The following is a 19004-nucleotide window of genomic DNA, read 5'->3' as shown; positions in this document are numbered from 1 at the left end:
ATCATGGCCAGGCCTCAGATCTGCGAGATACCACCATCGACGACCAACTCCGCGCCGACCACGTAGCTGGATTCGTCGCTGGCAAGGTAGAGGGCCGCGGCCGCGATATCCTCGGCTTCCCCGATACGACCGATGGGGACTGTCCGAGCGGCCTTGTCCCTGAATGCCTGGACTTCCTCCGGGCTGCGATGGCGACCAATCAGTGGCGTGTCGACGAAACCGGGGGAGATCGTGTTGACGCGAACCCTGCGATCGAGGAATTCGCGCGACCAGGTTCTTGCCAGCGACCGGACTGCGGCTTTCGCGGCCGAAAGCAGGGAAAGCCCGGGCCGGCCGACATGGATGATGAACGAGGTCGTCAGGATCACCGAGGCGCCCGGACGCAGGATCGGTGCCACGGCCTGCATCGAGAAGAAGACGCCCTTGACGTCAATATCCATGATCTCGTCGTAGCGGGCCGCGTCGGTTTCGGCGAGCGGGGTGGCGTAGGCGATGCCCGCATTGACGAAGAAGATATCGAGCTCACCAAAGGCCTCGGCAATCTCCTTGCGGACTGCCTGCATGTCAGGGATCGAGCGGGCATCGGCCTGGAGAATCAGGGCCTCTTCGCCAAGCTCGGCACGCACGGCCTCAAAGCGACTCGCATCGCGCCCGGTGACGGCGACGCGCGCGCCCTCGCGCAGGAAGAGCTTCGCCGTGGCGAGCCCGATGCCGCTGGTACCACCAGTGATAAGGGCTGTCTTGTTCTTCAGTCTCATGAGGATGTTCCTTTTTTGAAAGAGCGTTCAGCCGGCATCGCGTAACTGCTCGGCGACTATCGCGATGCGCCGCGTGGCATCCGCGACCCCATGGGAGAGCCGGGCATTTACCGCCTTCAGGACGGATGGCGGCGCCGTTTCGGGGAGGCCCGCGTTGAAAGGAGGTTCGGGTGCGTATTCCAGTAGAAGCTGGGCGCCCTGTGCGGCGGCCGCCCCGCGCAGTTCTGCGATCAGGGCGAGGGCGAAATCCGTCCCGGCGGTTACCCCGCCACCGGTGATGCAACGACCGTCACGGACCACTCGCCCCGCGTCCGGGATCGCCCCGAAGGCGCGCAGAAGCTCCCGAAAGGCCCAATGACAGGCAGCACGGCGCCCGTCGAGAAGCCCTGCCGCGGCCAGAATCAGCGAGCCGGTACAGACCGAGGTGACATAGGTCGCGTCCTTAGCGAGCCGGCGAATTGCGGCGAGGAAGCGCGAGGTCTCCAGCGCCGCAACGCAGCCAAGGCCACCGGGGACGAGAAGAATGTCGCAAGGCCCGATCCGTTCCAGATCGCCCAGTGCGCCTAGGGTCAGACCGTCCGCCACGATCTCTTTCCGGTCGATCGCGGCCAGCGTGATGTCCATGTCCGGCAGGGCATGGAGAAGTTGATAGGGGCCCGCGAAGTCGAGCGGGGTCACCCCTTCGTAGAGGGGGATGACGACATGTGTCATGGCAGATCTCCTTTTGCCGGTCAGATTGGCGCAGAGGAGATATGGCGTAAATGACGTATATCCCTTAAATTAGGCCACAATGCATCGCATCGGTTTCTACCTGTATCCGGGCCACCAGATCCTGGACTTTGCCGGCCCCTTCGGCGCGTTCGAGTCCGCCGCCAAGATCGCGGGTCGTGCTCTTTATGCGTTGGAGGTGCTATCGCAGGGGGGCGGCCCGGTGCGCGGCAGCGGCGGGGCAGTCGTAGAGAGCCTCCCTGCAGCGCGGCCAGATCTGGATACGCTCATCGTGGTTGGCGGGGACCTCGCGCCGATGCGGGCGCCTGGCGACATCGCCGCCGTGCGTGCGCTCGCCGGCAAGACAGCGCGTGTCGCGAGCGTCTGCACCGGAGCCTTCCTTCTGGCCGAGGCGGGACTGCTGGACGGGCGTCGGGCAACGACCCATTGGCGAGTGGCTCACCTGTTGCAGCAGGACTACCCAAGGGTCCGGGTCGAGGCGGATCACATCTTCATCGCCGACAAGAGCATCTGGACGTCGGCCGGGATTACCGCGGGGATTGATCTGGCGCTTGCGCTGATCGAGGCCGATCATGGTGCTGATATGGCGCGGGAGGTCGCCCGCGAACTGGTTGTCTACTATCGTCGGTCAGGCGGACAATCGCAGTTTTCTTCGCTGTCGCAGATGGAGCCCTCGAGCGATCGCATCCGTCTGGCGCTTGCCTTCGCGCGTGATCATCTGTGCGAACCGCTCGACGTCCAGCGTCTGGCAGAGGCGGTTCATCTCAGCCCGCGGCAGTTCAGCCGCGCGTTCCGTCGCGAGACAGGGGAGACTCCTGCACGCGCCGTGGAACGGTTGCGCGTGGAGGCCGCGCTCGCAAGGCTCCAAGATGGAGCTGAGCCGGTAGAATCGATCGCGCGCGCCGTTGGATTCACCGATCCCGAACGCATGCGCCGGGCGTTCGTGAAACTGCATGGCGTTCCGCCTCAGGCCATCCGGCGGGCCGCGCGAACGTAGGCAAGACAATCTCGCAGCGTATGGTTCGGCAACGAAACAACTCCCTACAGCGCGTGCTCTCAAACTCGCACTATTACCTGTCTTCCAGTTCCATGCGTTGTTGACGCACGCCGGGATTTGACCAGATAGCCGAAAATTGATTGACCAAGGTCGGCGTCGTCTGACCTTCGCGCGTGGCGGGAGTTCGCCTTCAGTGGAGGTGGTCTGTTGAAAGCGAGCACGCCGGTCAATATGCCGCGCGCGCCAAAAGCGTGAGCTTGATCTCGCGGAACGTATCGCTGAGCTGAAGTGCCGCGCTCCTGCGATCGCCCATATCGACCAGCTGAGGAATAGTGAATTTTGATACGCGGGTCATCCAGCCGCCAATTGGCTGTAAGCCGTAGGCGACATCCCTGTCGCGCGGTTGAACGCGGTGCTGAAGGCGCTAACCGATCCATAGCCTGCAACCTTCGCTACGTCGATCATCGGACGCTTGGTCGACACCAAGGCAGCTTTGGCCAGCGACATGCGCCAAGCCGACAGATAGCCGATGGGCGAGACGCCGACGATCTCGGCGAACCGGGCGGCGAACCCGGCTCGCGACATGTGCGCTTCCCGCGCGAGCTGGGCAACAGTCCAGGGGTGTGACGGCTCCCTGTGGAGCGCCCGCAGTGCGCGGCTGATGCGCGGATCGGCCAGACCCGCCAACAGGCCTGGCTGCATGCCTTCCACCTGATTGGCGCGATGACGCAGTGTCTCGACGAGGATCACCTCCAGCAGGCGATCCAATGCCAAAGAACGGCCTGGCCGGTCCGCCGTGGCCTCGTCATCCAAGAGACTTAGCAGCCGTCCCAGCCGCTGAGCGGCCACATCGGCCGCTCGGACATGCACGATCGGTGAAAGCAAACCTGCCATTTGATCCGCATTTGGCTCGGCGAATAGGAAATGGCCTGCAAGGAAACGGGCAGCGGGCTTGGTGGGATCGTCCCCTTGGAGTGCTTTCGAATCGGCGAACAGCACCTTCAAGTCGATCGGCTCCACCTCCGGACCCGATCGCATGGTCCACTCAGGGGGGCGGGCCATCATCATGAAGTCACCGGGCCGCAGCTCCAGCTCGACCTCGCCTCGTTCGAGCGCGCATGTCCCTTCGATCATTTGCCCAAACACCACCGCTTCGACGGCCGGAAAGCGGATGGCCCAGGGCTCCCGTACCGCAATCATGCGCCAGCTCAACTCGCGTGGCCGCAGCAAACTGATGACTTGCGATAAGGGATCCAATTGGACGCTCAATAATCAGAAGTGGATTTTCAATTGTAGATCGTCTCTGCCGTTGCCGGTACCGTTGGCTCAGGACACTGGGAGTTCGACATGCGAGTATTCGTCACCGGCGCAACCGGTTTTATAGGTCAGGCGGTTGTCAAAGAGCTGATTGGCGCCGGCCACCAAGTCACCGGCTTGGCCCGTTCGGATAAGGCTGCCGAGAAGCTGGCAAAACTTGGCGCGAGAGCCCATGCAGGATCCCTTCACGAGCCTGAGACCCTCAGAGCCGGGGCCGCAGGCGCCGACGGCGTCATCCATCTGGCCTTCATCCATGGTCCGGGCGACATCCCGCTCGGGCGGCGGCTTGGTGTCATCTTCGGCGGCTCGCCGTTCGGGATCGTCGGCCGGTTCGGCACGGCAATCACCGCCGCCGACCGACGCGCGATCGACGCCATGGCCGGGGCGTTGAAGGGATCGGGTAGGCCCCTGGTGACCGTGTTCGGCACCATGGGCATGGCTGAGGGGCGAACGGCGACGGAAGACGACGAGCCCGACCCGCGCTCTCCGGGTTGGATGCGCTCCCAGACCGAAGCGGCTGTCAAGGTTTGGGCCGAACGCGGCGTCCGTGCGACGGTGGTCCGTCTCGCGCCCTCAGTGCATGGCGATGGCGATCACGGTCTCGTCCCAAGGCTCATCGCCGTTGCGCGTAAGCACAAGAGTGCCGGCTACGTCGGCGACGGCGCGAATCGGTGGAGCGCCGTCCATCGCCTCGATGCTGCGATTCTGTTGCGCCTGGCGCTGGAGGAGGGACAGGCCGGCGCGCGCTATCACGGCGTCGCCGAAGAGGGCGTTCCCTTTCGCCAGATCGCTGAGGTTATTGGACAACGCCTGAATCTGCCTGCGGTCAGCATGACGCCCAATGAGGCCTGGCGGTTCAGTTGGCTCGCCGCGTTCGCAGCTTACGACAACCCGGCCTCCAGCCAGAGCACCCAGGAACGGCTGGGATGGCGGCCGACCCATCCAGGCCTGCTCGCCGACTTGGATCGCGAGGCATATTTCCGCGCGTGAGCACCCCTCCGGGATGCATGGGAGCCAAGTGTTGGCAGAGCACTGCACGATGTGGATAGTTCGAATTTTTACCTCGCCGTATGACGCCTAAGAATATGCCGACTTCAGCGCTACGCGCCAAGGGCTCACTCAGGCTAAAACTGCCAATTCCGGAGATGCCCGCAAGCGGGCAACGTCTCGCGCCGGTGGTTCGCCGAAGAGCCGGCGATATTCCCGACTGAACTGCGACACACTCTCATAGCCCACGCGAAAGGCGGCCGTCGCCACGTCGATCTGCTCTACCAGCATCAGGCTGCGCGCATCTTGAAGTCTGAGCTGCTTTTGGAATTGAAGCGGCGTCATCGCCGTCACGGCACGGAAGTGGTCGTAGAGGCTCGACGGACTCATCCCAACTTCTGTTGCCAGCCGATCAATGCTGAAGTGCTCTCTGAAATTCTTCCCGATCCACGCTATCGCACGGCCGATTTGAGCCAACCGACCTTGGCTGGACGTCACATGGCGCATTCGTCCACCTTCTGGCCCGGCCAGCAGGTGATAGAGGATTTCCTGCTCGGCCAGAGGCGCGAGGACCGGCCGAGCAGCCGAATCGTCCAGCAGGAGCAGCAGGCGTAGCACTGCGTCGAGCAAAGCAACACTCGCGTCGGAAACCGTCTTGCCGATTGGTGTCGAGGGCACGGCCGACGATGGCGGCACGCGCAGCGCCAAGTCGGCCAGCAAGACTGGGTCGAAGTCGAGGTAGACGCAGAGGTAGGGCTGCTGGGGAGTCGCATCAATGACGCGTCCAGTTGCCGGCAGATCGTACGTAATCACACCGTAGCGACCGGGCGCGTACTGAAAGACGCGATCCCCCAGCGTGACTTCCTTTCGTCCCTGCGCAACCAGGCAAAGCTGCGGCCGGTACACATTCGGCATGGGCATGGTCACCGTGGAGGATCGCACAAGTGTCAGGCGCTCGATGGGGGTTGCCTGAAACCCGTCTTTCGAGACATTGCGGGCGATGATTGCCGCGATTTCGGCCAGCGCTTCCATGGTGCCTATGATGACACGTTAGCCCGGGAGCGGCGTCAGAATTCGCATGCCCTGGAGGATCAGGCACTAATTTCGGCACATCAGGCTTATGGCGTGATCGCGCCACGCGCAAGGATGGCGGCCGAGCCAGGGTCAAGTCGATCGTGGTCAAAAACTAAGGATGAGAACAACATGAGTGGTGAGCATTTGACGATTCCTACTGCCGCAATCGGCACTTGGGCGTGGGGCGACAACGGCGAGCCGGGCTATGGCTACTTCGGCAGCGGCATTTCTCGAGCGGGTCTAGAGGAGATCGCCGACAAGGCACATGCTGCAGGATTGCACTTGTGGGATACCGCCATCGTGTACGGGATGGGGCGTGCCGAAACGCTGCTCGGAGAGGTGCTCAAGCGGTTCGCGCGCAGTGACTATCAGCTCTCGACCAAGTTCACCCCGCAGGCGGCGGGGACGAGCGACCATCCGGTGGCGGACATGCTTGAGCAGAGCCTGGCCCGTCTCGGCACGGACTACATCGACATGTACTGGATTCATAACCCGGCCGATGTGGCGCGGTGGACGCCACAGCTGATTCCGTTGCTGGAGAGCGGAAAGGTCAAGCATGTAGGCGTGTCGAATCACAACCTCAGAGAAATCGAGCTCGCCAACCGGTTGCTCGGAGAGGCCGGCTTTCGGATCGAAGCGGTCCAGAACCACTACAGCCTGCTTCACCGCAGCTCGGAGCGCGCCGGCATCCTTGATTACTGCCGCAGTCAAAGCATCCCGTTCTTCGCCTACATGGTGCTCGAACAGGGCGCTCTGACTGGGAAATACGGCCCAGCGAACCCGATGCCGAGCGACAGCGATCGTGCGGGTACCTACAACGCCCTACTCCCGCAGATCTCCGCGCTCACCCAAAAGCTAGCGTCTATCGGTGAGAGGCTGGGGGCAACAACCCCAGAAGTCTCTACTGCCTGGGCGATCGCCAAGGGAGCAACGCCAATCATTGGCGTGACACGGCCCAATCATGTCGATGGACTGGTCCGCGCCAGCCAGATCACGCTGACGCCTGAGGACCTGGTGGAGCTGGAAGCTGTTGCCGATACGGTCAAGGTAAGCACGCGAGGTTGGTGGGAGCGAGAGATGGTCGTCTGACGTCAAGCTGAGCCCAATCGATAGATGGATGGCATGGCGACAGGCTGGCCAAGACTGCTGTTCAAACTGGTAGAAGCGGGGACGGCGAGACAGGCTCATTCAAAGGGCGCGTGCATTCAAATGCGTCCTATCCCCGGCAACGCAGGCCAATCACTAGGCCCGAACGCCATTATCTGGGTGTGAGCTCAACGCGCCGATCGGCTGAATTCACGTGTGCCAACGGACGTACGGTCCGTTGGCAAACTGAACCCGTGTTAGGTATCTATGCAGTCATGCCGATCGGGCAGCGTGGCTGTAATCCCTCTGGATGAGGAGTGTTGGCACATGGCGTCGATAGCTTGCGTTGCTCCACCCTCGGTTACGGTCATTTCACCGGTTAGGTAGTGATTAGATCGAGATGCCCAATCGCGCCGCGACTTGCCGCGCACTACGCTTCCGCTGATCGCTGATAGCAGCGTACTTGCGGTGCGCACGATCCAGGATACGCGCCGGCGCGGCGTCCGGTGTGCCGCAGTCGAAGGGCGGTTCGGGTGCGTACGCCATATCGAGCTCGATGCATCGGGCCTCGTCTTCATCGCGCAACAACGCTGCCATGCGCAGCGCGCCATCGATCCCCGCTGTGACCCCCGCTGCAAACACCCAGTCATCCTCCACGACCACCCGTGCGTTCACGGGCGTTGCGCCGAAATAGGGCAGCAAGTGCTGGCAACTCCAATGTGTCGTTGCACGTCGGCCCCGCAGCAAACCGGCAGCACCACACAACAAAGCGCCGGTGCATACGGACAAAACCTTGTACGCGGTGGCAGCTTGGCGGCTGATCCACTCGAGCACCGGGCCGTTCTCCATCAGACGCTCCTGACCGAAACCACCCGGCACGACCAGTACGTCGAGCCGAGGGGCATCGGCCATCGCTGCGTCAGGTAGTAGCTGCAATCCGTGCATGTCGCGGATGGGGGATTTATCGATCCCAAACGTATGAAACGTCGCATCGGAAAGCCGCGACAGGACTTCGAGCGGACCGGTCAGATCAATCTGATCCATCCCGTCATAGATCAAAGCGCCCATGCTCAGTTGACCGACGTGCGTACTCATGATGATCCTCGCCTGACGTAGACTTTGGACAATGATGCGGACGCCTCACGAGCAATCCTTGCCAAAACCGCCTCCATTTGCGCCAGGGCGAGCTGGGTGGGACGCAACGCGGACCATCGAGATCGTGGTGTTCCCTGCGGTGCAGATCCTGGACCTCACCGGGCCGGTGCAGGTGTTTGCTTCAACTAATGATGCCTGCGCAGCAAGTGCGCACGTTCCTCCTTATGCATGGCGCATGGTCGCCACTCAGCCGGCACACGTAACGGCGTCCAGCGGTATCGAACTCGGCACCCAAACTCTGCCAACCGACAACGAACCTGTAGACACACTGCTGATCGCGGGAGGCCCCGGTGTAGCCGCAGCCTGCCAAGATGTGGCTCTGTTGGATTGGCTGCGCGCGCGTTCGGGTCAGGCACGACGCGTGGGGTCCGTCTGTACCGGCGCTTTCCTGCTTGCCACTGCGGGTGTTCTTGACGGACGCCGTGTCACCACCCATTGGTCGTTCTGTGCGGAACTTGCACATGCATTCCCGCAGGTGAGAGTTGAATCCGATCCCATCTTCGTGCGTGATGGTGAGATCTGGACATCGGCAGGAGTGACCTCGGGAATTGATCTGGCACTCGCCATGGTGGAAGAGGACCTCGGCCGCGACATAGCGTTGGCGGTAGCGCGCCATCTCGTGGTCTATCTGAAGCGGCCGGGTGGGCAAGGTCAGTACAGCGCGGCATTGTCACTGCAGGTCGCCGAAGATTGTTTCGGTGACCTGCACGACTGGATGGCTGCGCACCTTGCGTACGACCTCTCGTTGCCGCGTCTCGCTGAGCAGGCCGCGATGAGCTCACGCAGTTTTAGCCGCCGCTATCGCGAAGCTACCGGGATGACCCCTGCACGCGCCGTGGAGCACTTGCGTATAGACGAGGCTCGGCGGTTGCTGCTGGAAACACGGCTGCCGATGAAGCGAATCGCGCAACGCTGTGGCTTCGGTTCGGAAGAAACCCTGCGCCGCAGTTTTATGAGACTGCTGAAGGTCACTCCAAACGACTACCGGAGTCGATTCGGCACCACTCTTTGATCTATCCCCTGCACTGACGCGTCCGTGCAGCGCAGGCTCTGTAGCCAATTGCATCCGTCTGCTGGTCGAGTTGGTTAAGGTCAGGGTCGACACGCCGATGACGATGAGCGCGGCGCCGGACATCCATGCGTTGGGCATGACTGCGGCAAATGTGAACCACATACCAAAAGGCGCCGCGCCTCCGAACAGAACATCAAACTCAGACTTCTTCCGTTCCGCGGCGAGTAGAGCGCCTGGGAGTGTGCCGGCCGCTATGAGTGACGTCAGGAGCCCGTACTTACCGGTTCCACCGTGAAAGAGGCTGCAAGAGGGACGCCTTTGCTGGACACGAAGAGGGAAGAGCTTGCCCCGGCAAGATGTAGACACTCAGGGATCGAGCGCAACGGGTCCGCCGGCGTAGTAGCCAAGCTGATCGAGATCGGCGAGCAGATTGGGGCCTTGGGGCTTCCAGCCGAGCAGTTCGCGCGTGCGGAGGCTGGACGCCGACATATCCGCGCCTGCCATGTTGGCGAACCATCCGAAGTGCTCTCGGTCGCGTGACTCGACTGGCACACCCAAACGGCTGCCGATCACCTCGGCAATCGCCTTGAACGGCACAGCCTCATCCGCTATCGCGTGATAGACCGTCTCGGTGACGCCTTGCTCCAAGGCAAGGCGATAGACCCGCGCGGCATCACGCCGATATACACCTGCCCAGCAGTTGTTGCCTTCACCGAGGTAGGCCGATACGCCTTTTTGCTGCGCCAACCGAATGAGAAGGGGCACAAAACCATAATCACCTAACCCATGGACGGAAGGTGCAAGGCGCACCGTTGCCGCGCGCACCCCGCGCGATGCTGCAGCCCGAGCGGCCTCCTCGGACTTGCGGGGTGAGGCCGGATTGGGCAGGTCGGCTTCGGTAGCGCCGCGCGGCAAGCCCGAAAGGCCAGAGGTGACAAGCAGCGGCCGATTCGAGCCTTCCAGCGCAACGCCGAGTGCCTGGATCGCGCGGCGATCCTGCTCCGCGCTCTCGATGAACTTTGAGAAGTCATGGTTAAACGCGGTATGGATCACCGCATCTGCTTTCGAAGCGATGGAGCGCAATGTGTCCAGGTCATCGAGCGTGGCTTGAACTATCTTCGCGCCTGCCGCGGAAAGCGGAGCCGCCTTATCAGCCGAACGGGCCAAGCCCGTGACCTCATGTCCGGCAGCAAGCAGATCCTCGACCACGGCAGAGCCAACCCAGCCTGTGGCACCAGTGACAAATAGGTGCATTGCAAAATCTCCTATAGGGAGTATTGAAAAGGAGGTGCGGAGTTAACTCAGCTCAGCCGAATCGAGAGTTCCACATCTGCGCCGAACGGAACGGACAGAAAGCCGTTGCCCGGGGAACGAACGCGTGCGAGGTAGTCCGGACTGTAGTCGGCGTTGTCAGCGACGATTAGCGCACCGGGTCGCAAGCGACTCTCGACCAGATCCAGGACGTCGCAGTAAAGCGACTTGGCGCCATCGAGCAGCAGCAGGTCGATGGAATCGGGGAGGTCTGCGGCCAATGTTTTCAGGGCATCGCCGTCGCGAATTTCAACCAGGTCATCGACGCCACCTTCAACGAGATGCTGGCGGGCTTTGGCGACCTTCGATGGCTCGAACTCGCTGCCGATCAGGTGGCCACCGCCGTTGTCGCGCAGCGCCGCCGCCAGGTAAAGGGTCGACAGTCCGAACGAAGTGCCGAACTCGACAACGGTACGCGCGCTCATGCTGCGGGCAAGTTGGTACAACAGCACGCCGGTTTCGCGCGAGACCGGCAACCACAGGTCCTTGGCGCGGCCGTAGAAGTCGAGATATTCGGTCTTGCTGCGCATCAGTCGCTCGCGCTCCTCGCGCGGGATGCCGGCCACTGCCGGGCTGGTGGCGCGATCGGCTTGCTCGAACAGGCGATCCAGCAAGGGGGCCAGTGGTGCCGTGGTCAATGTTGAGGTCATGGAATGTCCGATCCAGGTTGGGAAGATGGGGAGGCGTAAGTGACGCGGACTCAAAACGTGACGATTTATTCGCGTTATCGAAATAATATGACGAAAAATTCGCGTTTAAAATTCGCATTGGTATTCGCGTTTTCCGCCCTCCCCAGCCGTCGCGCAAATCGCCTTTGTTCCCTTGTAAGCATTGCGCTCATGCAGCCCGACGGCGTCCGCAGAGAGTCGATGGGTTGCCAAAGCATCAGGTTTTCCGTCAGGTAAGCAGGCGCCCTTCTTGGCGCAGTTCAAGAGTGCTCTTCCAGCAGAGGTGAATTGAGTGGGATGGCGAGGAGGATGTCGGAGTGGTGGCTGTCGAATTGCTCGCCCTTGCGACCGTCTTGATCGTGTACGCCATTACCGGGGGACTAGGTCATGCTTCGTGTTGCGCTAACATGCGAAGACTCGATCACATTGAGGAATCTGATGGATCGACCGCGCTTCTGCGCGCCGAACCCCCGGATCGCCGCACCGCCATGACCAGTCGTCGCCGTCCACAAATTGCCTCTCGCAAGCAGCCCCAACAGGCGCGTTCGACCGAACTGCTTGCCGCTATCCTTGAAGCCGCCACGCTGGTGCTAGCGGAGGAGGGCGCGGCTCGATTCACCACAGCGCGCGTCGCCGACAAGGCCGGTGTCAGCGTGGGCTCGATCTACCAGTACTTTCCCAACAAGGCGTCGATCCTGTTTCGTTTGCAGACCGATGAATGGATGCAGACGACCCAAATGCTGCGAAACATCCTCGAAGACGCCGGCACCCCTCACTTGGAGCGATTGCGTGTTCTCGTGCATGCATTCCTTCGCTCAGAGTGCGAAGAAGCCGAGGTTCGCGGCGCGCTCAATGATGCAGCGCCGCTCTACCGCGACAGCCCGGAGGCTCATCGCGCTCAGGCCGAAGGCGACCAGATGATCGATGCCTTCATGATGGAAGCCTTGCCGAGGGCGTCCGCTGCGTCCCGTGATTTGGCGGGCGATCTTATCTTCACGACGCTCAGCAGCGTGGGCAGCAGCTTCTCGAAGAAGCGGCGGACCAAGGCTGAAGTAAAAGTCTATGCCGATGCGATGGCAGACATGTTCGGTGCCTATCTTCGGGCGCTTGGGCTAGCAGGCGGTTGAAAAGCCCAGCCGCTTTGAGTGCCGGATCGGCCTAGAGTCCGGGATTGCTTTGATCCACCCTTGATAACAGCGCCATCAGCCGGTAGAGATTCCGACTGATCGCCTAGCTGTATTAGATCAAAATACTGATGCAAGGTCGCCACGCTCACTGGTGAAGTGGAGATGTCCCCTCGCCAAGGCGAACGCGCACGCGTCCGTGCTTCATGAGATAGGTCAGTGCGACGATCGCCGCGATGAATCCGGATGCGGCACCAACGCCCAGTGCCCATGGCGGGCCAAAAGCATCAGCAACCCAGCCAACAACAGGGGCGCCGATCGGGGTAGCTCCCACGCCCATGGCAAGACGCAATGCCATGACTCGTCCGCGCATCGTGGGCTCAGTGGATAGTTGCATCAGGCTGCTGGTTGAATTGGTGAAGGTCAAGGTCGACACGCCGATGACGACGAGCGCGGCGCCGAACAGCCATGCGTTGGGCATGACCGCAGCGAATGCGAGACCCATACCGAGAACGGTAGTGCCTACGAACAGCACATCAAAGCTAGGCTTTTCCCGTCCCGCGGCGAGCAGCGCGCCAGCGAATGTGCCAACCGCCATGACTGACGTCAGGAGCCCGTACTGACTAGCTCCGCCGTGAAAATACTTGACCGACATAGTTGAGATGAAAATCGGAAAATTGAGTCCGAAGGTACCAATCAGAAAGAGCATCCAGAGCATTGCTCTCAGGTCCGGGCGCGATCGTACATAACGGAGAGCTTCAACGAGGCTGCCACGAGAACGGGTGGCTCGGACATGGGGATGAAGCTCGCCTGCACGCAGAAGCCCTAGCGATGCAAGTACAGCGCCGAAAGAGGCTGCATTGATCAAAAACGCCCAGCCGCAACCAAGAGCGGCGATCACGATACCGGCTACAGCGGGACCTACCATTTGGGCAAGATTGATAGAGCTCGAATTCAGTGCCACCGCATTTGAAAGGTTATCGTCACTGACCAGATCCGAGACGAAAGTCTGGCGCGCCGGCATATCGATGGCGTTGACGCAACCAGACAGGAACGCCAGGACGTAGACATGCCACAGTTGGACAAGGCAAGTGACAGCCAAAAAGCCCAATACTAGAGCCAAGAGGCCTGAGGCCGCCTGGGTGGCCATCAGAAGCTTGCGCCTGTCAAAGCGGTCAGCTGCATAGCCTGACCAGGGCAGAAGGAGAAGCTGTGGCCCAAACTGAAGACCCATGACGATGCCGACAGCGCTCCCGCTGTGATGGGTTAGTTCCGTCAGCACCAACCAGTCTTGGGCGGTGCGTTGCATCCATGTTCCGATATTGGACACAAACGAACCCACAGCCCAGACCCGATAGTTGAAGATCTTCAAGGAATGGAACGTGCTCGTCGCCATGGCATCAGAAACCTTCAGGCAAAGTCCCGACACGAAAAGACCCAAACGTGCTGGTATCCCTTACGCCAACCAACGAAACGCCCGGACCCTTTGCAATCACCTGATCGGCGGCATGGAGGTCAAAGTTACCCACGCAGGCGAGGAGTAGGTGGACAGCGATGAGGTTCGTGAGACCCCGCGACACTCTCACCGTCGAGCGAGAGGGCCCCTTGCATGCAGATGTGACGCACGGGCTCCGAGAAGATTCCCCCCACGATGCCGTTGACGAAATGCGGAAGGGCACTCGCAAGGAATGCACCGCCGAACAGGTGGGGCATATCGTGACGTAAGTTCATCACGGGTCGTAGTTTTTCAGCAGTTCAATGATCTGCTCTGTCGTGCCGGTTTCACCGATTTTGGGGAAAACGCGTGTCGCGCTGTAGATATGCGCATCCGCATCCATGTCGGTCATGGCGTCCGTCGCGAACGTGACGTTGAAGCCGAGTTCATAAGCCTGGCGCGCGGTGACCTCGACGCCGTTGCTGGTGGAGACGCCGACAATCACGACTTGTGTGACTGCCAGGGATTTGAGATGAGCCTCGAGGTCGGTGTTTGTGAATGCACCCGGCGTGTGTTTCGTCACCACATGGTCCTGCGGCTGTTGGTTCAACTCGGCAACGAGGTCAGTCCAGCCGGAGGGGAGTTCTCGATGTCTTCTCGGTTGCTCTGTCCGGCCCGGTGCCCCGCCGGCGACATTGACCAGCACGACTGGCAACCTGTGTTTACGAAAGGCGTTCGCAAGCAACCCTACCCGTTTCAACACATCGTGCATTGGATGCACGGTCGGAAGTGAAACAATGCCTTTCTGCATATCGACGACGATGAGAGCGGACTTGGGGTCTAGCGTGGTCACGGACACTACGTTTTCTCCGGATGATCGGGGTGGCAAAAATTACGCGTTGCACATCGTGCTTAAGGCCCCTTGCACCTTTAATCGACCACGCTCAAGCGCTTGATCAGCGCGGACGCGGCCACGAGTGTCTGTCGTTCATCGGGCTTGAGGTCGGCCATGGCGGCCATGAGCCAATGCTGTTTCGCGGCATTACGCTTCCGCCTTGCCTCGACGCCTTCGGCTGTCAACGCAAAGAGGACCTGTCGCCCGTCTGTAGGATGGCGATGACGTTCTACCAGGCCTTCTCTCTCCAGCTCAGCGAGGGTGGCCCCCATGGATTGGGGTTTGACCGACTCAGCGCGCGCGAGGTCCGCTGTCGTCATCGGTCCCATCTTCTCCAGCCGAGCAAGGGCCATGGTCTGAGACCAAGTCAGGCCGTCAGGATTTGATTCCGAGCGTAAGCGCCGCAAAAGCTGTCCAACGGCTAGCGAAAGCTCGGTAATGACCGCTTCGAGCGACATCGATGTGTCAGAGGGAGGGTTCATGAACGCACTATAGAACTACACAGTAAAACTTGCAAGTTTACCTGTCTAGTTTGACGCGCGTTCTGCCAAAGCTGTAAGAACCTCCAGTGGTACAAGTAAACGACTTGCTCCGAGTGGCTACGCCAGAGAAGGCTATTGCGGGGAGACTGACGTCCGTTGTTCTTGCTCAGCGAGCGCTGCTCGCAGGACGTCGCTCGACTGGTTGACGCGCAAACGAGCGACGCCGGACCTTCGCAGAATTCTGCTACTCACCCCCCTCGACGCAGTTATCGCCCGCCCCTCTAAGAGCGGTAGAGATTGCATGTGCCATCGCGCGGACATCCGACCTGGTGGGGGTACGTCCAATCACCACCATTCGCCAATAGAGCGTCGCCGGCAGCAGATCGAGTGCCAATTCCCTATCAAGGGACGCAGGCAGCTCGTTGCGTGCGATCGCGCGATCGATAAGCGCTCGCCCGAGCTCGCGACGGATCGCCGCCACACGCGTATTGATTGCGCGCATCTCTTCGGATCGAGCGGCCTCGGCGTGAAGGTCCGGCAGGATTCTGCGGATCAGCGGATGGCGAAGCACTGAGCGAAGACTCATGAGAAACGACAGCACATCCGATTCCAACGAACCGAAATCCTGCGGCAGCGCCACTCTGGGCCCGAGATTAGCCAGCGCAGCCTCAGCAAAGGCGAGCTTTGAGTGAAAGCGGCGGTAGATCGCGGCCTTGCCCGCACCAGCACGTGCCGCAATCCGCTCGAGGCTGAGCGCGGCGAAGCCTCGCTCAGCCCATTCTTCGAAGAAGGCGCGGTAGAGCTGATCGGTGAGCGCAGCGCTCTGGACTGCCGCGCCCGACGGTATGCGCGTCTTTTTTTCGTTGGAACGGTTGCGTTCCATTCAATCACCCATACTATCGTTGGAACGGTACCGTTCCAACCATAAGAGGGCCGACCATGACACGCAAGTTCGACAGTTTCTCTGAGCTGCTGCGCAGCGCTCTTGACGAAAACCTCGGGCCTGGAAAGGAGGTCAGCGATCTCTTCGCCGAGGACATCGTCTTCGAGTTTCCCTATGCCCCCAAGGGGATGTCCCGGCGGCTGAGTGGGAAGGCCGCGCTGATGAACCACCTTGGTCGCATTTCGCCGCTCCTGGAATTCGGCGAGCTGACCCTGCAGAGGGTGCACCCGTCGGGGGAGACCTTCGTACTTGAGTTCTCCTGCGAAGGCACCGGGGTGCAAACCGGCGCGCCCTACCATCAGCAGTACATTTCAGTCGTTACGTTGAGCAACGGGCGTATCGCCCGATATGTCGATTACTGGAACCCGCTGGTGCTCCTGTCAGCTCTTGGTGGCGCCGAGGCCGTGGTGTCTGCCTTTGCGGAGAGCGCGGTCGATGGCTGAGCGAATCCTTGTAACCGGCGGCACTGGCAAGACAGGGGCTCGGGTCGCCGCAGCGCTGGCACGGACGGGCCGGGATGTGTGCATCGGCACCCGCCATCCGGTGGGAAAGAACGACCGACGACTTGACTGGTCGGACGCCGAGACCGCGGCGGCCTTTGAGGGCTGCACCGCAGCCTATCTCGTCGCACCAACCGACAGCGTCGATCACCTTGCCCACATGCGCCCGCATCTTGAGCGCGCAATTGACAGGGGCACGCGGCGTTTCGTGCTGCTCAGCGCGTCTTCGCTGGAGCGGGGCGGGCCAATGATGGGGGCGGTACACGACTGGCTTGCTCAGAATGCGCCGGAATGGGTTGTGCTTCGGCCCTCGTGGTTCATGCAAAACTTTTCCGACGGACCCCATGCCGTGACGATCCGCGAGGAGGGTGCAATCTACAGTGCGACCGGGACCGGACGCGTCGGCTTCATAGATGCAGGGGACATCGCCGCGGCTGCAGTGGCAGCACTGGTCGCACCGGCTGCGCTAAACCGGGATGTCGTGCTCACGGGTCCAGAGGCGTTGAGCTACGACAATGTCGCCGAGATTCTTTCACGGGTTCTACGCCGGCCGGTCCGCCACGTCGCGCTTGACTCGGACTCTCAAGCACAGCGCTTTGAGGCACAGGGTCTTCCCCCGGAATACGCGCGCATGCTTAGCGCGCTCGATCAAGGGATCGCTGGGGGCGCCGAGGACCGGACGACTGACGGGGTCGCCCTGCTGACAGGCCACCCGCCGACAGGCTTCCGTGCCTTCGCAGAGGCTGCTGCGCCGGCCTGGGACGGAGCCGGGTCCGAATGAAAGACATCGCTGAAGCGATGGTTCTGCTGTATCGCTCGCCGGCGCCACCCCTGAACGAATGGAAGCGGGTTGCGGCCGGGGCCCACATGAACCAAGCACTGTCTGTCTCCGCGGACAAGACGGCCTTTGCCTTGGCGCGCCCCACTTGGACACCCTCGAGGCTGAGATGATCGCCGCAGCGCACATTCTGCTGCGCCCGCTAATCCGGATCGATGGGCGAATCGCTCAAGGGGTCCGCTACATGGGCACATGGTACGGATCGGACACATTGAGCCTTGTTCGCCTTGGATCGATGCCTGACTGGGAAGTCAGCCGCTCGAGGCCATCGAAGGATGGTCTGGTGGTTCACCTACTTTGCCCGTTTCCTTCGACCTTCTTGAGTAGGTCAAGGGCTACGTAAGTCGCTGAACCTACGGTGCGCTGACATACTATTCGCCTCTACCAAGACACAAAGTGCGTATCGGAGCCAGGGCATCCAGACCGACTATGGCTAAATTTCCGACACCAACTTTGCTACCGGGATCAGCGTGTGTTCACGGCACCAAACATCTGTGTGCGTTGCACCAACTGTTGTGATACCGCCCGTGTGCAAACTATGGTGCTCAAGTGGGTCCGATCTATCCGGACAAGTCGAACTAGAACGCGTACATCGAATCGTTCGCCGGGTCGGCATGCCTCAACGAGCACTGGTTTCCCAGCCTCCTGCACGCGCTCGCCGAGATTGAACGCCGATGGCGGGCATACAACAGCGACCGAAGAAGTTGTTGGGTGGGCTGACACCCGTCGCGTATGGACAGCCACTCGCCCTCAGGTCACCAGACATCCTTCCCGCTCGGCCAACTGGATCGTCGCCTTCATCCCGGCATTGAACTCCAGGAAATCCGCTTCGATGCCGTCGCTGAAGATCACCCCGTAACCGGCCATCTGGGACACCAGCTCGAGCGGCTGGCGACGGGTGATCTGTCCGAACACCAGGTCGGCCTGGGTGGTCCGGCTGGGGAACGGCTCCCGTACGGTGAATTGGAGGCGCTCCGCGTCCCAGGGAAAGCCGCTACCCCGCATCGCTTCGACGGCCTTGGGCAACGCATGCCTGCCGATCCCCGCGGCTCCGGCTAAGAGGCTCTGGAACCAGCCGGTCGATCCCAGGCCCGTCGACACGATCAATCCGCTGGAGGAGTGGGTTTCCACCTGCTCGCCCAGACGGATCTGGTAGCGCGCAGAGACATGGCTGCGGGGCCCGATGAAGAGGTCGTTGACCGCGAAGAGCTCCTGCCCATCGCTGAGCGAGGCCTGCGCCATCGTTACCCGCCTGGCTTGACGCCGCCGGGCGATGGCTTCGGGTACCAGCCGCTCCAGATCGTCGACCTCGAACGGCAGCAGCACGCCGTCCCAGCGACCGGGGTCGGGATTGACCCCGACCACCGGCTGCCCGTCCTTGAGGTACTTGAGGGTATTGGCGACCAGCCCGTCCTGCCCCAGCACCACGACCAGGGCGTCCGGCGCGAACAGATAGTTGGCCAGGAAGCCGCGGTCCAGCCGCTGGACCCGGCCGAAGCGGGCGAGCACCGCCTCGGCGCGCTGCACTGCCAGCTGGTAGACCCGGTGTTCCCCGGCGTAGTCCGAGAAGTCCGCGCCCAGGTGCTCCACGTAGAAGCGCGCCTGTTCGACGGTGTTGAAGCGCACCACCAGGTCTTCCAGCCGAGTGTGCCGGGTCACCAGCACGATGCGCTGATCGAGCGCGTTCATGGCC

At 61.6% G+C, this 19004-nt stretch carries 19 protein-coding genes and 1 pseudogene; 8 read left to right on the top strand and 12 right to left on the bottom strand.

The genetic code is table 11. The features are described 5' to 3' along the window. Window positions 1–14 precede the first annotated feature (14 nt). Both ATSB10_RS14770 and ATSB10_RS14765 read right to left on the bottom strand, forming a co-directional pair. Window positions 15–758: an SDR family oxidoreductase gene (locus ATSB10_RS14770; RefSeq protein WP_063673514.1), complete on the bottom strand. Its 744-nt coding sequence runs from the start codon at window positions 756–758 to the stop codon at window positions 15–17. A gap of 27 nt (window positions 759–785) precedes the next feature. Beyond that, window positions 786–1469, bottom strand: a complete 684-nt coding sequence (locus ATSB10_RS14765; protein WP_063673513.1) for a DJ-1/PfpI family protein — start codon at window positions 1467–1469, stop codon at window positions 786–788. A gap of 79 nt (window positions 1470–1548) precedes the next feature. Between ATSB10_RS14765 and ATSB10_RS14760 the strand changes: the two genes are divergently transcribed. Continuing rightward, complete coding sequence (locus ATSB10_RS14760; RefSeq protein ID WP_063673512.1) at window positions 1549–2484, top strand: GlxA family transcriptional regulator; 936 nt, start codon at window positions 1549–1551, stop codon at window positions 2482–2484. A 351-nt stretch (window positions 2485–2835) separates the two neighbouring features. Here the strand turns inward: ATSB10_RS14760 and ATSB10_RS14755 are convergent, their stop codons facing one another. Then, the gene (locus ATSB10_RS14755) at window positions 2836–3684 is read right to left on the bottom strand and encodes an AraC family transcriptional regulator (RefSeq protein ID WP_063673511.1); all 849 of its coding nucleotides are present in this window, start codon (window positions 3682–3684) and stop codon (window positions 2836–2838) included. Between the two features lie 147 nt (window positions 3685–3831). Here ATSB10_RS14755 and ATSB10_RS14750 point away from each other — a divergent pair, with 147 nt between their 5' ends. Further along, the gene (locus tag ATSB10_RS14750; protein WP_063673510.1) at window positions 3832–4791 is read left to right on the top strand and encodes an SDR family oxidoreductase; all 960 of its coding nucleotides are present in this window, start codon (window positions 3832–3834) and stop codon (window positions 4789–4791) included. Window positions 4792–4920: 129 nt separating this feature from the next. Here ATSB10_RS14750 and ATSB10_RS14745 read toward each other — a convergent pair whose 3' ends face one another. After that, window positions 4921–5820 carry an AraC family transcriptional regulator gene (locus tag ATSB10_RS14745; RefSeq protein ID WP_063673509.1) on the bottom strand — a complete coding sequence of 300 codons (900 nt, stop codon included), beginning with the start codon at window positions 5818–5820 and terminating at the stop codon, window positions 4921–4923. A 171-nt stretch (window positions 5821–5991) separates the two neighbouring features. Here ATSB10_RS14745 and ATSB10_RS14740 point away from each other — a divergent pair, with 171 nt between their 5' ends. After that, the gene (locus ATSB10_RS14740; protein WP_063673508.1) at window positions 5992–6951 is read left to right on the top strand and encodes an aldo/keto reductase; all 960 of its coding nucleotides are present in this window, start codon (window positions 5992–5994) and stop codon (window positions 6949–6951) included. A 387-nt stretch (window positions 6952–7338) separates the two neighbouring features. Here ATSB10_RS14740 and ATSB10_RS14735 read toward each other — a convergent pair whose 3' ends face one another. Next, a complete protein-coding gene (locus ATSB10_RS14735; protein ID WP_063673507.1) occupies window positions 7339–8043 on the bottom strand; it encodes a DJ-1/PfpI family protein in 705 nt (234 codons plus the stop codon). 139 nt (window positions 8044–8182) lie between these two features. On the opposite strand from ATSB10_RS14735, the gene ATSB10_RS14730 reads away from it, so the two are divergent. After that, the gene (locus tag ATSB10_RS14730; RefSeq protein WP_205631061.1) at window positions 8183–9115 is read left to right on the top strand and encodes a GlxA family transcriptional regulator; all 933 of its coding nucleotides are present in this window, start codon (window positions 8183–8185) and stop codon (window positions 9113–9115) included. A 366-nt stretch (window positions 9116–9481) separates the two neighbouring features. Here ATSB10_RS14730 and ATSB10_RS14725 read toward each other — a convergent pair whose 3' ends face one another. Together ATSB10_RS14725 and ATSB10_RS14720 are read right to left on the bottom strand one after the other, a co-directional pair. Next, window positions 9482–10324, bottom strand: coding sequence for an SDR family oxidoreductase (locus ATSB10_RS14725; protein ID WP_236886433.1), 843 nt, complete (start codon window positions 10322–10324; stop codon window positions 9482–9484). A gap of 92 nt (window positions 10325–10416) precedes the next feature. Further along, complete coding sequence (locus tag ATSB10_RS14720) at window positions 10417–11076, bottom strand: O-methyltransferase (protein ID WP_063673505.1); 660 nt, start codon at window positions 11074–11076, stop codon at window positions 10417–10419. 425 nt (window positions 11077–11501) lie between these two features. Between ATSB10_RS14720 and ATSB10_RS14715 the strand changes: the two genes are divergently transcribed. Beyond that, entirely contained in the window at window positions 11502–12221 is a 720-nt protein-coding gene (locus ATSB10_RS14715) for a TetR/AcrR family transcriptional regulator (RefSeq protein WP_236886432.1), read from the top strand. A gap of 145 nt (window positions 12222–12366) precedes the next feature. Here the strand turns inward: ATSB10_RS14715 and ATSB10_RS14710 are convergent, their stop codons facing one another. The 4 genes from ATSB10_RS14710 to ATSB10_RS14695 form a co-directional block, all read right to left on the bottom strand. Further along, window positions 12367–13614: an MFS transporter gene (locus ATSB10_RS14710; protein ID WP_063673504.1), complete on the bottom strand. Its 1248-nt coding sequence runs from the start codon at window positions 13612–13614 to the stop codon at window positions 12367–12369. Between the two features lie 334 nt (window positions 13615–13948). Continuing rightward, window positions 13949–14512: a cysteine hydrolase family protein gene (locus ATSB10_RS14705; protein WP_063673503.1), complete on the bottom strand. Its 564-nt coding sequence runs from the start codon at window positions 14510–14512 to the stop codon at window positions 13949–13951. A 71-nt stretch (window positions 14513–14583) separates the two neighbouring features. Next, the gene (locus ATSB10_RS14700; protein ID WP_063673502.1) at window positions 14584–15030 is read right to left on the bottom strand and encodes a MarR family winged helix-turn-helix transcriptional regulator; all 447 of its coding nucleotides are present in this window, start codon (window positions 15028–15030) and stop codon (window positions 14584–14586) included. Between the two features lie 244 nt (window positions 15031–15274). Beyond that, entirely contained in the window at window positions 15275–15913 is a 639-nt protein-coding gene (locus ATSB10_RS14695) for a TetR-like C-terminal domain-containing protein (protein ID WP_063673501.1), read from the bottom strand. Window positions 15914–15969: 56 nt separating this feature from the next. On the opposite strand from ATSB10_RS14695, the gene ATSB10_RS14690 reads away from it, so the two are divergent. The 3 genes and pseudogenes from ATSB10_RS14690 to ATSB10_RS19760 all read left to right on the top strand — a co-directional run. Continuing rightward, window positions 15970–16416: a nuclear transport factor 2 family protein gene (locus tag ATSB10_RS14690; protein ID WP_063673500.1), complete on the top strand. Its 447-nt coding sequence runs from the start codon at window positions 15970–15972 to the stop codon at window positions 16414–16416. Continuing rightward, window positions 16409–17254: a Rossmann-fold NAD(P)-binding domain-containing protein gene (locus ATSB10_RS14685; protein WP_063673499.1), complete on the top strand. Its 846-nt coding sequence runs from the start codon at window positions 16409–16411 to the stop codon at window positions 17252–17254. Before ATSB10_RS14690 ends, ATSB10_RS14685 begins: the two co-directional genes overlap by 8 nt. A gap of 639 nt (window positions 17255–17893) precedes the next feature. Next, window positions 17894–18123, top strand: a pseudogene (locus ATSB10_RS19760) (integrase core domain-containing protein); the annotation flags it as partial. Here ATSB10_RS19760 and ATSB10_RS14680 read toward each other — a convergent pair. Beyond that, a complete protein-coding gene (locus ATSB10_RS14680) occupies window positions 18062–19000 on the bottom strand; it encodes a diacylglycerol kinase catalytic domain-containing protein (RefSeq protein ID WP_063673498.1) in 939 nt (312 codons plus the stop codon). The pseudogene ATSB10_RS19760 and the gene ATSB10_RS14680 overlap by 62 nt on opposite strands. Between the last annotated feature and the right edge of the window lie 4 nt (window positions 19001–19004).

This window comes from Dyella thiooxydans (assembly GCF_001641285.1).
Lineage (GTDB): Bacteria > Pseudomonadota > Gammaproteobacteria > Xanthomonadales > Rhodanobacteraceae > Dyella_A > Dyella_A thiooxydans.
This window is presented reverse-complemented; position numbering and strand designations above follow the sequence as displayed.

Coding starts and splice junctions, on each gene's coding strand:
- ATSB10_RS14735 (WP_063673507.1), bottom strand. CDS start 8,043: ATGAGTACGCACGTCGGTCAACTGAGCATGGGCGCTTTGATCTATGAC.
- ATSB10_RS14760 (WP_063673512.1), top strand. CDS start 1,549: ATGCATCGCATCGGTTTCTACCTGTATCCGGGCCACCAGATCCTGGAC.
- ATSB10_RS14715 (WP_236886432.1), top strand. CDS start 11,502: ATGCGAAGACTCGATCACATTGAGGAATCTGATGGATCGACCGCGCTT.
- ATSB10_RS14720 (WP_063673505.1), bottom strand. CDS start 11,076: ATGACCTCAACATTGACCACGGCACCACTGGCCCCCTTGCTGGATCGC.
- ATSB10_RS14695 (WP_063673501.1), bottom strand. CDS start 15,913: ATGGAACGCAACCGTTCCAACGAAAAAAAGACGCGCATACCGTCGGGC.
- ATSB10_RS14740 (WP_063673508.1), top strand. CDS start 5,992: ATGAGTGGTGAGCATTTGACGATTCCTACTGCCGCAATCGGCACTTGG.
- ATSB10_RS14710 (WP_063673504.1), bottom strand. CDS start 13,614: ATGGCGACGAGCACGTTCCATTCCTTGAAGATCTTCAACTATCGGGTC.
- ATSB10_RS14750 (WP_063673510.1), top strand. CDS start 3,832: ATGCGAGTATTCGTCACCGGCGCAACCGGTTTTATAGGTCAGGCGGTT.
- ATSB10_RS14765 (WP_063673513.1), bottom strand. CDS start 1,469: ATGACACATGTCGTCATCCCCCTCTACGAAGGGGTGACCCCGCTCGAC.
- ATSB10_RS14690 (WP_063673500.1), top strand. CDS start 15,970: ATGACACGCAAGTTCGACAGTTTCTCTGAGCTGCTGCGCAGCGCTCTT.
- ATSB10_RS14685 (WP_063673499.1), top strand. CDS start 16,409: ATGGCTGAGCGAATCCTTGTAACCGGCGGCACTGGCAAGACAGGGGCT.
- ATSB10_RS14680 (WP_063673498.1), bottom strand. CDS start 19,000: ATGAACGCGCTCGATCAGCGCATCGTGCTGGTGACCCGGCACACTCGG.
- ATSB10_RS14755 (WP_063673511.1), bottom strand. CDS start 3,684: ATGATTGCGGTACGGGAGCCCTGGGCCATCCGCTTTCCGGCCGTCGAA.
- ATSB10_RS14745 (WP_063673509.1), bottom strand. CDS start 5,820: ATGGAAGCGCTGGCCGAAATCGCGGCAATCATCGCCCGCAATGTCTCG.
- ATSB10_RS14770 (WP_063673514.1), bottom strand. CDS start 758: ATGAGACTGAAGAACAAGACAGCCCTTATCACTGGTGGTACCAGCGGC.
- ATSB10_RS14700 (WP_063673502.1), bottom strand. CDS start 15,030: ATGAACCCTCCCTCTGACACATCGATGTCGCTCGAAGCGGTCATTACC.